The 11,077-nt window shown below is 49.1% G+C and carries 11 protein-coding genes; 4 read left to right on the forward strand and 7 right to left on the reverse strand.

All coding sequences use genetic code 11. The features are described from left to right. Positions 1-810: 810 nt before the first annotated feature. The 5 genes from AC2D8P_RS16170 to AC2D8P_RS16190 form a co-directional block, all read right to left on the reverse strand. Positions 811-1,029 (reverse strand): hypothetical protein, encoded by a 219-nt coding sequence (locus tag AC2D8P_RS16170; protein WP_484703855.1) that lies wholly within the window; start codon positions 1,027-1,029, stop codon positions 811-813. Between the two features lie 96 nt (positions 1,030-1,125). After that, positions 1,126-2,247 carry an alanine/ornithine racemase family PLP-dependent enzyme gene (locus AC2D8P_RS16175; RefSeq protein ID WP_484703857.1) on the reverse strand — a complete coding sequence of 374 codons (1,122 nt, stop codon included), beginning with the start codon at positions 2,245-2,247 and terminating at the stop codon, positions 1,126-1,128. Continuing rightward, the gene (locus AC2D8P_RS16180; protein ID WP_484703859.1) at positions 2,244-3,443 is read right to left on the reverse strand and encodes an N-acetyltransferase DgcN family protein; all 1,200 of its coding nucleotides are present in this window, start codon (positions 3,441-3,443) and stop codon (positions 2,244-2,246) included. The genes AC2D8P_RS16175 and AC2D8P_RS16180 overlap by 4 nt, the downstream gene beginning before the upstream one ends. A 67-nt stretch (positions 3,444-3,510) precedes the next feature. After that, positions 3,511-3,978 (reverse strand): hypothetical protein, encoded by a 468-nt coding sequence (locus AC2D8P_RS16185; RefSeq protein ID WP_484703861.1) that lies wholly within the window; start codon positions 3,976-3,978, stop codon positions 3,511-3,513. 349 nt (positions 3,979-4,327) lie between these two features. After that, on the reverse strand, positions 4,328-4,756 hold the full coding sequence (locus tag AC2D8P_RS16190; protein ID WP_484703863.1) for a hypothetical protein: 429 nt from the start codon (positions 4,754-4,756) through the stop codon (positions 4,328-4,330). A gap of 464 nt (positions 4,757-5,220) precedes the next feature. Here AC2D8P_RS16190 and AC2D8P_RS16195 point away from each other — a divergent pair, with 464 nt between their 5' ends. The 3 genes from AC2D8P_RS16195 (at position 5,221) to AC2D8P_RS16205 (ending at position 8,552) form a co-directional block, all read left to right on the forward strand. Further along, a complete protein-coding gene (locus AC2D8P_RS16195; RefSeq protein ID WP_484703874.1) occupies positions 5,221-5,469 on the forward strand; it encodes a ParB N-terminal domain-containing protein in 249 nt (82 codons plus the stop codon). A 232-nt stretch (positions 5,470-5,701) separates the two neighbouring features. Beyond that, positions 5,702-6,861, forward strand: a protein-coding gene (locus AC2D8P_RS16200) for an IS3 family transposase (RefSeq protein ID WP_484703865.1) whose coding sequence is annotated in 2 segments (ribosomal slippage) — positions 5,702-5,951 and positions 5,951-6,861 — 1,161 coding nt in all. Because the reading frame shifts where the segments join, the coding sequence is not laid out codon by codon here. 68 nt (positions 6,862-6,929) lie between these two features. Beyond that, positions 6,930-8,552, forward strand: a complete 1,623-nt coding sequence (locus tag AC2D8P_RS16205; RefSeq protein ID WP_484703867.1) for a sensor histidine kinase — start codon at positions 6,930-6,932, stop codon at positions 8,550-8,552. Positions 8,553-8,766: 214 nt separating this feature from the next. On the opposite strand, the gene AC2D8P_RS16210 is transcribed toward AC2D8P_RS16205, so the two are convergent. Then, positions 8,767-9,420 carry an acyl-homoserine-lactone synthase gene (locus tag AC2D8P_RS16210; RefSeq protein WP_484703869.1) on the reverse strand — a complete coding sequence of 218 codons (654 nt, stop codon included), beginning with the start codon at positions 9,418-9,420 and terminating at the stop codon, positions 8,767-8,769. Beyond that, the gene (locus AC2D8P_RS16215) at positions 9,410-9,625 is read right to left on the reverse strand and encodes a hypothetical protein (protein WP_484703871.1); all 216 of its coding nucleotides are present in this window, start codon (positions 9,623-9,625) and stop codon (positions 9,410-9,412) included. Before AC2D8P_RS16215 ends, AC2D8P_RS16210 begins: the two co-directional genes overlap by 11 nt. Positions 9,626-9,925: 300 nt before the next feature. Here AC2D8P_RS16215 and AC2D8P_RS16220 point away from each other — a divergent pair, with 300 nt between their 5' ends. Next, the gene (locus AC2D8P_RS16220) at positions 9,926-10,444 is read left to right on the forward strand and encodes a helix-turn-helix transcriptional regulator (RefSeq protein ID WP_484703873.1); all 519 of its coding nucleotides are present in this window, start codon (positions 9,926-9,928) and stop codon (positions 10,442-10,444) included. Positions 10,445-11,077 lie beyond the last annotated feature (633 nt).

Raw genomic sequence — 11,077 nt, forward strand, 5'->3', positions numbered from 1 at the left:
AAGTTAGCCAAGATCTTTCCTGCACCGCAGAAACCGCGAACAGCCTGACAAGAAAGGCATGCGGCCATTCTTTCTGGCGACACATTCTGCACTCGCGACACGTTGTTTTTCAACAGAATCGGCTCGATCCGGACCTTCGCCGCAGTTTGTTCGAAGGTCCGCTGAGCGGGACCTGGACGAAGCCGCTCTCGCGGCATTGGCGCACTTGGCGGGTGTTGGACGCTGATCCAGCTGTTTTGGGATTTGGCAGACCTGCCTGACGATTGAGGTTTCTCAATCGGACAGGAGGTTCCCATGACACAGGAGAAGATAAGCCCGCTGCGTGCGCGGATGATCGAAGATATGCGGATCAAAGGGTTGGGCGAGAGCTCACAGAACCGCCCATCTTCTGTGCATCCTCAGATCAGACACGTAACGTACCGGTCACAGGCAAGCTTTGGCTCAATGCCATCAATGCGTCGCGACGGGAGCCCGGCCACCGCTGCAAGATCGAAAAACGGGCCCGGTCCTAAGTTCAAAACCACGACGCTGAGCCTCCAAACTCGGAAAAATCCGCGAAACTCTAACCAATATCAGGGACCCGGGCCCGCGCTTTCCCCATAGCGCGGCACTTACATCCCGCGGCTTCCACCTTGTCAGATTTGTCAACGCGGGCCATCCCGCCCCGCACAACCCTAACGCCTTGGCCCGCATCAAAAATCTTAGACCTAGCCGTCATTGGCGATTCAAGTAGTAGTGGCCGCTTTGGTCACAATCGGGGAAGGAGATTGCTGCGATTTGTGTGGCGCAGGCTATTGCCAAATGATGGCGTTAGCTGCCTGATTTATCCGATGACGTTGGAGCAGCATTCCCTGATGTAGCGGCCTCTTGATCTAGGCGCGCTTGGCGAAGACGCGCGATCTTAGCTTGGCGTTGCGCCGTCTCATGGTCAACCAATTCTTGAGCCACGCGTGTCGTCTTGTCCATCAGCGTTTCTTTCTTTGGGGCCGTAAAGAATTGCTGCATTTCCTTTGTACTCGTCTTTGTCATCGAACGACTTTCTATTTTACATTCAAGTTTCGGCGGCGGTCGACCTTGGTGCCTCGCCGCCCGAAACATCTGGCATTGGATGGCAACCGGCGCTTTCTAGACCAGGGCCAGATGGGTCTTTGTCACTTCGGGCCCATCATTCATCCCGCAGTTTGATTGATTCAGTGACTTTGTTGTGACGTCCGGGGCCGCCATTGCGTGCATTAAAGCGCGGTAGTTCATTCGAAAGCGCATCTCGCTCCCGGCGTTTAATTCGGTTTTTGCCGCTTGAACGACCATATGATCGCTTGTTGCACCTATGTAGCTTGTCCTGGATGGCATTGTCAGCCCCAATACGTCGGTGTCCTGCGTCCCAATGGCGAGAATTGACCGCTCGGCAATATCCTGATCCTTCACCAGTCGAATTTTGGCCGATAATGTTCCCCTGAAACGACGGAGCATTGTTTTGGATTTGGCCTTGGATTCGATGACCTCCGCAACAAGAGTAAAGGCATCTATGAACAGCCCATCAATCGGGTCACCAGAAAGGGGATCAACACCTAAAAGAATAGCTTCTCCCAATCTCAAATCGTTCGTGCGCCCCACGCCCCGAGATTGAGTAGCCCATGGCAAACTGGACGAATTGCCGCCTGAAACGACTTCCAGAACCAGACCGCATTGGTTTTCGGTTTCACTCACGATGGCGGTAAAAGCGCTCATCATCGCGGCGCTCGGTGCCACGCTTCCAAAGCACGCGAAATTGGTGCCCAGACCCTTTAATGCGACGCCCTTCATCTTGCCGACGGCTTGCGCGACAGAAACAACATCTGCTGGCATGATGCCTTCGCGCAAATCACCCATCTCAATCATCAGAATGATGTTGTGAATGGTTCCTGCGCGCAACGCTGCCTCGGACAGAGCAGAAATGACATTTATTTCAGAGTTGTAACTGGTGTCGCAATACTGGACGACACTCTTGATTTGGCTCATCAGCGGCGTTCGGATCAAACTGATCGGACAGGTAAAGCCAGCTTCTCGCAAGCGGCGGATATTGCCGATCCGCGCATCTGCCAAGCCAACTGCCCCGCCATCAAGCATGGCTTGCGCAATGGCAGGCTGCCCGCAGATGGCCTTTGTCACACCAGTTACGCTGATCCCATGGGCCTTCAGCCGTCTTACAAGCGTTTTGGCGTTGTGCCGAATTTTGTCTAGATCGACTTCGATCCGAGGTGAAGTCATGGGAGTGCGATTGATTGGCGGTCGCGCAACCCTGGGAAGGCGGACATAACCATGGACAGTAAAGCTGCGCTCGGGCGGCTTAGCGGATCGGTGGCCGGTAGATCCAGCTTTTGAGATTGCTCTGTGATCGCTGCGCTGATTTCAGGGTCAGACATGCCCTCATGATTTATCGTAAGCCCGATGACCCTTGTTTCGGCGAATGACTCGATCAGTGCAATTTCGTCCTTCGGTTTCGGCATCGGCATATTGGGGAAGTCGCAACGATGCGCGCGTTTCGGTGCATGTTGAAGGATCACCGCATGCGGTTGGCTGCCCCTAAGAATGAATGCAGATGTGCAAAATGCCGGATGGCTAAGTGCGCCTTGCCCTTCGATCAAAATGACGTCGGGCCGCTCGGCCTCTGAGGCTGCGACGATTGCGCCCTCAAGCTCTCCACAACAAAACTGAGGAGGTATGGCATCCATGGCCACCCCAAATCTTGCACCTTGCATCAAACCTGTTTGGCCTGTGCCAATAAGCACCGTCTTGACGCCTTGTGCATTCAGTGCACTGGCAAGAATGGTCGCGGTCGTACGTTTTCCGATCGCGCAATCTGTGCCCAAAATTGCGATGCGAAGCGCTTTGGTATCTGCAACCGATCCGTCAAACAGGCGCATATCCTTGAAGGGTTTCGGCTTGCGGATGTCATGGATATTCACACCGCGACTTGCTGCAAAAGTGGCGATTTCCACATCATCGCCCAGATATTCGTGCAGACCGCTGACAATGTTCATGCCAAGAGCAATGGCATCCAGCACGACATCGCGATCATTTTTCGAAAGATTTCCAGTTGAAGGGGCCATCCCGTAGATCAGTGTATCAGGAATGAAAGGCAGAGCGACGACGGCAGCCTCTAGGTTATCAGAGATCGGTATGTTGTTTGCGATACCATCCAGTACCATACCGCTGTCTTGCCCGTCGTAACGGCTGTCAATCACCGAAAGGATACGATAAGTTTGGGAGTTTCGAATGAGCCCGTTTGCGGTCTTGCCGTCAATATCAGCATAGTTTCCTTCGCAGTATACTACGGCGGTCGGAACTTGCGTTGTTAGAAAGCTTGGAATCGATTGCGCAGATCTGGGATCAGACGTGGGCGGGGGCCGCGCCGCTTCAACTGAAAGCTGAATGGCGTTTGCCAATGTAACATCGTTTTTCATGTTCAGTCCTTAAAACTGTGGATTGCTTTGGCTGAATGCGCCGGACCGCATTTTGCGGTCTTTCAGGTCAATTGTTCAGAACACAAGCGTCGTGCGATTTCCGAAAGTTCTTGTGGCACTCCCAGTGGTTGCCTGACCTGGCGAGATGCGCGTTCTCTGGCAGTTCAATGACGTCACAGCCGCCGTCAACGGTTGCGTATCCGCGTTCGCAACTCCATTTGCTGCCATAGGTGCTGTCGTCAAAATAGGCGTTCGCGGGGATATCAACGAGCTCACAGCCATCGCCAATTTTGAGGTACCCGCGATCGCAAGTCCAAGGGGTGCCATGGTTCAAGTTGTTCAAGAACGCGTTGGCAGGGACTTCGATGATTAGACATGCGTCATCGCGGGCTTCAAAGCCACGCGCACAAACCCAGTCAGAGCCGTAAGACTTGTCGCTGAGGTATGCGTTATCCGGCAGGACAATTTCTTGGCACGTGTCGTTAAGCCTTCGAAAACCACGCAGGCAACGCCAACCTTGACCGGTCGTGTCCAAATAGCCCCCATCCGGTACCTTTACCGTAACACAGGTCCCGTCATCTCGTTCTTCAAACCCGTGCAAACATTTCCAGGCTGCGCCATAAGTTCGGTTTGTCGCAAAAGCGTTTTCCGGGACGACGACGGCGATACAGCCATCTTCGTCAGTTCGAAATCCGGCATTGCATTCCCAACCATCGCCGTAAGATTTTGCGCTGGCATTCGCGGGTATGACGGATTGAGCAAACACGGGCAAAGCGAACAGCAAGGCAAAGACGAAAGATATGGCAAAGGCAAATGTGCTGAGGAGCCAACCACTTGCCCCTCTGGCACATGATGCGTGGCCTTGGAAAACAGTGTGTTTGAGCCTAGGAATCATCCAGTTCAAGTCCCTCGATGCACGCCATGACTAGGTCGTTACTTGGCGTCTCTGTTCCGGGAACTGTCGCCCAACCCGTTGCCACCATTGCTTTGCGACGGTCATACCGGGATGCATCCTGAATAGTGGCAAGTTTTGCAACACGATCAGGGTCGGTGGCGGAAATGTTCAGACAAACTGGCACCATGGCCATCGTCACCTCATCAGCGGCGAATTCTTTCGCCATTGCATTGGCGCTGCCGCTTGTTGTCCAGCCGCCCCAAGTGAATCCAAGTACTGCAAGGGTCACAGCCCCGATTACGGCGCCATTGACACCGGGTTTCGTCCATTCTGGAAATTTCATTGTTTTTCCTTTGGCGGGGAAAGTGCCGCCGCACTGTTTCAAAGTCGTCGTCGCGCCCGATGCCGTCACCAGCATACATTATCCAGCGCCCATCATTCGATAGGCACGTGTTCGACGATCACGATTGATATGACTGTGCGCGATAGTCTCGCCACCCAGTTCGAACACCAATTTGGGAGTGATCACTGAATTTTTCTTGATAATGGGTAGCGGTCAATGAACGAAGGCGAACGTGCCCGAACAAGCAAGATCAGCTACCCTAGCCCATGACATGTAATCTGAATTGACGGAAATTACAACTCCGCGGTTCGCATGTCACGATGACACACGCACCGGATCATTGAAATCCAACGGTTCCCTCAGCGCGTCACGATTGGCAAAGTCACCCAGTGTTCCGAGCCCCCGTCCTTCTGGAAGAATTGTAGATTGTGCCGAAATATGAGTGCCTATCTCGCGCAACCATGCTCTGGGCCGTAATGTGAGAACCAAGTTATTCGATATCGCTGGCCAAAATGAGCGACAGCGTGCATGAATTCGGTATGCTTAAAAAAGAAATAATCTCAATCGCGTCGATCCGAGTACCGGCAAAACGCAAGAAGACACTCGAAGCAGACAAGGTTATCGCCTTGGCCGAGGATATATTAGAGAATGGGCAGTTTACACCGATACGTGTTCGCGCAGATCGTGATTGGTTTGTATTGATTGAAGGACTTCATCGGCTAGAGGCTCTTAGGGCGCTGGGGGAAGAAACGATTGAGTGCTACAGGGTCCGAGCCCGACTGCACTAGGCTGAGTTTGCACATTAAAGGGTTTCTGACACCTCTATCTGCTGCAAACGAAGATGAATGCGTCGTAAGTCGAGTATCCTGTTCGGGCGCTTCGGGAACTTTAAGCTTAACGCAGAGAAGGCAGATCGCAGAAGGATGAGCATGCCATCCGACATGGTTCGTTATGACCTGCCCCCCGAAACTTCCCTCAGTTTGATGTAGAGTTTGCTCAACCTTTCGAAGGAGCAAACAAATGCGAAAGAGCCGATTTAGTGAAGCCCAGATTATTGGGATGATCAAAGAGCAAGAAGCCGGAATGCCCACTGCTGATGTGTGCCGCAAACACGGTCTCAGCCAAGGGACGTTTTACAAGTTCAAATCCCAGTACGGCGGCATGGAAGTGTCGGACGCGGCGAAGCTGCGCGCGGTCACGGACGAGAACGCGAAGCTGAAACGGTTGCTGGCGGATACCATGCTGGGCAACGTGGTTTTGAAGGACTTGCTGGGAAAGAACTGACGACATCAACCGAACGACGGGAAGCTGCACTGCGGGCGATGCGGGATCATGATATCTCGCAGCGTCGCGCATGTAGGCTCGTAGGTGTCGACCCTAAAACTGTCAGGCGCAGCCGTCTGCCTGATAATCCTGAGATACGCAAAGAGATGAAAGCAGTCGCCGCCAAGCGCCGCCGGTTCGGCTACCGGCGGATTGGCGTGATGTTGGAACGCAAGGGCATGATCATGAACCACAAGAAGCTGTATCGGCTTTACACAGACGAGAAGTTGGGGGTCCGGCGACGAAGGGGCCGCAAACGAGCACGGGGATCGAGAACACCTATGCCCGTGGCACTGCGACCGGGTGAACGTTGGTCACTGGACTTCTTGTTCGATACTTTTGGTGCATCTCGCAAGTTCCGCATCTTGGCAGTGAACGATGACTGCTGTCGCGAGAACCTGTGTTTAATGGCGGACACCAGCATATCAGGCGCACGCGTTGCTCGCGAACTGGATGCACTTGTGCGCGTCTATGGCAAGCCTGCCAGCATAGTCAGTGATAACGGCACAGAGTTCACCAGTAGAGCGATCCTGAGATGGGCAAATGCCAATGGCGTCGACTGGCACTACATCGATCTGGGCAAGCCGCAACAGAATGCATTCATCGAGTCTTTTAATGGCAGCCTGCGAGATGAGCTGCTGCACGAAGAATGGTTTGACAGCCTGGATGACGCCCGCCGCAAGTTGGCTCTCTGGCGGTACAACTACAATCACGTCAGACCGCACTCGTCATTGGGAAACAAAACACCTGTCGAAGCGCGCCGAGCGTTTGAGCAACTTGAGGGCTCCGCGCACGACGCGCTTGCCCAAACTGAAACCGAGGAATATGAAATCCAAACCCGCAAACTCTCGTTATGAATGAGGGAGCCTCGGGGGGCAGGTCAGATGGTTTCAACTGATCGCCGCAGGATGACGAATGTCTGGTCATGGGACGTTGGCCAAGAACGAGCCAAAAATCAAACTCGATTTCGCCACGGGCTTTTGGTACTCAAAATTTCAGTGGTCCTGGTTGGATCGCCTACAGTGACAGCACCAAAAAAACCGCTATTTTGCCCAATTCATATCAATGTTCTGTGCCCAATATGCATGGACTCATTATGGATGATTTTATGCCATCAACTGCTGATAAAAATTCGTTGTTTAAAAAAACCGGTCCGTTTTCAGGTCCATTTGAAAGACTATACAACGAATTCTTCCGCCCCGACCTCGGAATAGAAGTACTCTATCTAGAGGGCGACAACATGGAAAAGCGCCTCAAAAGATTTATTTTGGAGTCACAAAAAGAGTTCTGGTCACGACAGGTTATTTTTATTGCTGTTTTGGTTCTTACGTTAATCTACTACGATACCTCTGTCGGATTTATTTGTTACTTTGTTTGCCAATTAACAGAAGTATTCGACATCAGGACAAACAGAAAAATACTTAACCATGTTGCTGATGAATATGGGATATATCAAAAACTATTCGACGTTTTTGTAACACAATCTCTCAGTGCTTTAGCTGTGACTGGATTTGCGGTTACAATCGCATGGTTAGAGGGGCCAAGTATTCACTTCACACCTTTGTTCTTGATGCTTGCTGCAATCGTATTTGCCGCTGTCCATAATTATCACCTACCACAAATGATATTAATCAAATTATTCATTTATGGCGGTGGTTTTATGGCCATTTCGGCAATCCATATTGTGACTGAAGATCCTCCCTTTTCATCAATCTTATGGCAGCAGTTTTTCACTTCATGCATAGTTATGGTCGTCATGGTTTACTGTACAATGGTCTTTGTCAGGCAATATCGTGATGAATTGGAGTATCACGAAACATTGCTTCTAGAACGAAGTAATGCCGTTGATCAGCTTTCTTCCAAGTCCATGTTTCTATCCACCGTAAACCATGAGCTGCGGAATCCCCTTACGTCTATAAAAGGCTCACTAGATCTAATGTTCACAAGTGGTTTTGCCGCCATTCCCAATACAATGGCTCCGATGATTTCACTGATTCAGAGAAATGTTACCCGACTTGCAAATTTAATTGATGATCTGCTTTTTTATCAACAATTAGAACAAAAAAGGGAAACCAGTAAATATGAAGTTCTCGATCTTCGGAAGATACTCGAAACGGCGATTTCATTGAATCGTGAATATAGCGAAAGTAAGGAAATTTCCGTAGAGCTACGCGGTCTTGAATCAGATCTTGAAATTATCGCGCACAAGAAATTTTTGCTGAAAGCCATTTTTGGCATAATCAATAACGCGATCAAATTCTCAAACAATCGCTCCACTGTAATTGTTGAGATGATGCGGAATACAGACTACGCATTTGTTTTCGTCGATGATGAAGGTGAAGGCATCAAAAAAGCTGATCAATCGCGGATTTTTGACCCTTTCACACAAGCAGATTTGTCAGATACACGGTCAGCTGGCGGTGCTGGTCTGGGCTTATCAATTACGCGAAGGATTGTAGAGCTTCATGGGGGCTCAGTTATTTTCAAAACTGAAGAAGGTGTAGGTACGACATTTGTTATACAAATACCCCTCATTCATAATAAATAGCTATGCAACGATTGAAATTGTCATTTTTCTTTGAACAAGTGACTTATCGCAAGTGATTATTAATCCTGGGTCTATTCCGCATGTTCCCGTGGTTTCAAAGGTCATTAAGTCTGAATTGGTACTTCCAATCAAAAGAGCATCTAAATATCGCCCCGCGAAGATCATCGGAACGGATACTTCTGATTTCACAATCTCAGCCGTATTATTAATTGAACTAACCATTTAACACTTTGAGAGGGCTTGCCTCTCGCTCATCATATACGTCGGGTATTTGCTGAACATTTTTTAAGTCGCACATAATTGCGAGAAACGAACCCTCTCTGTTCTTGACCGTTTTTCCCATGGGACGAGGATTATATCCTCGCTTTTTTGCCATCCGCATAAATGCTGGAGGGCCCAACATGATACATTTTTTTGCGCCCTGATAGACAAGATAGCGATCGATATGGTCGAGCATCCGGCTGGTGACATCATATCCACCAGTTGAAAATAGCCTGGTTACTTCCCAAATCTCCGGATCTTTAGGTGGTTTGTCAAAACAGATCTCCGCTGGAATATCAGGCAATACCCCCATATAAGCGTCGCTGATCATGTAGCTGTATTTGAGTTTTCCCATCATTTCTGGCGCAAGGTCGGTACGAAGTAACCTTCCACCGCCCACAACTTTTCCATCACAAACAGCGACAGCGTATGTTGTTCCAAATTGATCATATTGCTCGAATTCTAAGCCCCCATTTGTTGTCAAAGGCCAAGCCTTTTTCTCAACGAAAACTTTTTTCCGTAGCTGCATATATTCATTAACCAAATTCCAGCTGCCGATTGATTCCGGCCATGTTAGAATTTTTACTTCAAATTTATCACTCTTCATTCTTCATTGCCCCAATGTCGGATAATGCGTTTGAAACTTCGCCTGATGAAAATTCTGGGACGCCGCTTTCAGTTGTTGCTTTTCCAAGAAATAATCTTACTCCCGTTTCCGATGTAAGCCAGAGCCCATATGAATTTACTTCAACCTTCACAACTCCATTGTCATCTGCAAAAGCATTGAAGCTCTTTTGCAGATTACCCGCCATGTCAGTTGTAAATCCGATCAGAAAACGGCTAGTTGTCTGACAATCACATTTCACTCCAGTTTCCCCCACGACACTTACCTCAGCGAATAAAATTTCGTGTTGAATGTCTACTTGATACTACATACTTGCAACCAAGGTTACCAAAATTGTGCCGAGATGTGTAGATGGATATAGTTGGACAGTCCTTTCTTATGGGCACGAAAAAGCTCCCTAGGATTTTGGATGAATACGAAAAAGGCAAATCAGATATACATAAGGTAGTGACCACAGGATTCGTTTTGGCTTTTAATTACACCTTTCGTGGCCAGAATTCTTGACAGTACTTATCCTGAACAATGGCAATCACTTTACCACAAAAGACTATATTACTTTATTGATCCTGTTTTACTTTACTCTGTCAGAAAAACAGGTGATTATCGTTTTGATAACATCAAAGGAACCAAAGGTTCTACGATGATGCGATATGTTGCTGATCACGGATTGAAATTTGGGGCGACGTTCTCCCGCATTGAAGGTTTTTCTCCCTCCGTTTTAACTGTTTCGAGAGACGGCAGGGATTTAACTGAGAGCGAGGTGGAATATTTGTCGCGATATTTCGACTCATTGGTTGTTAGGGTTAAAAACTCACAACTCCTTGCACCTAATGAGAAAGAAGTATTGAGACACATGCTTGTAGAAAATTCGTTGAATGACGTTGCCAAAAAGCTGGGAATTTCCGGTTCCGCTGCAAAGCAACGTGCAAATCGCGCGCGAAAAAAGTTGTCTTGTAGGGCAAATGTTCAAGCTTTTGCTTCTGCTATGCAGAGAAATCTCTTATAGGAGAGGGCACCCTATGAACGATGATACCAATAGACCTAAGTGGTTCTTCCTTATTGTTTTAGTATCTCTGTTACTATCAGTTCCCGCCACATACTATATCACCCGAACAATCGCCGGCTCAGCTGATGTAAGTGGCTTGTGTCACAACACTTTCTCTTCAAATTTTCCTTGTTGAAAACCAAGAAAAATGAAAAAGGTGATATTGATTGACCAGCCGTTTACTATATTGTAGCCAATATGTGAACTTTACAGGAACACAGTCGTAAAATATGATATCCTGCAGTATGTTAGCATGTTGCCGGATTTCTATCCCGCAGGAAAAATATTTTAGGCAGAGCGGGATGGCCACCAAATCAACGAAATCAACATATAGTGATGCTGGGGGTGATCTCCGATTGCCAGAGCCCCATGGTGATCTGCAGGTAAATGCCTGCCGGAATCCAGCATGTCCGAACTTTTCTGTCGAAGCTTTAAGTAGGGTAGATCGTGGGCGCTCATAAATCACACAATGGAGTCCCCCCGGTTTGAAGGACGGTTATGGGCTTAGAGATTCCAGCCCTTCAGCGGCGGTCCTTTCGTAGTTGATGGGTGACTTATACCCCAATGCCGAGTGTCGGCGAGAGGGGTTGTACC

This window comes from Roseovarius sp. YIN77 (assembly GCF_057219155.1).

Coding starts and splice junctions, on each gene's coding strand:
- AC2D8P_RS16215 (WP_484703871.1), bottom strand. CDS start 9,625: ATGGCGGGTAATCTGCAAAAGAGCTTCAATGCTTTTGCAGATGACAAT.
- AC2D8P_RS16170 (WP_484703855.1), bottom strand. CDS start 1,029: ATGACAAAGACGAGTACAAAGGAAATGCAGCAATTCTTTACGGCCCCA.
- AC2D8P_RS16175 (WP_484703857.1), bottom strand. CDS start 2,247: ATGACTTCACCTCGGATCGAAGTCGATCTAGACAAAATTCGGCACAAC.
- AC2D8P_RS16195 (WP_484703874.1), top strand. CDS start 5,221: ATGCTTAAAAAAGAAATAATCTCAATCGCGTCGATCCGAGTACCGGCA.
- AC2D8P_RS16210 (WP_484703869.1), bottom strand. CDS start 9,420: ATGAAGAGTGATAAATTTGAAGTAAAAATTCTAACATGGCCGGAATCA.
- AC2D8P_RS16190 (WP_484703863.1), bottom strand. CDS start 4,756: ATGCTGGTGACGGCATCGGGCGCGACGACGACTTTGAAACAGTGCGGC.
- AC2D8P_RS16180 (WP_484703859.1), bottom strand. CDS start 3,443: ATGAAAAACGATGTTACATTGGCAAACGCCATTCAGCTTTCAGTTGAA.
- AC2D8P_RS16205 (WP_484703867.1), top strand. CDS start 6,930: ATGGGACGTTGGCCAAGAACGAGCCAAAAATCAAACTCGATTTCGCCA.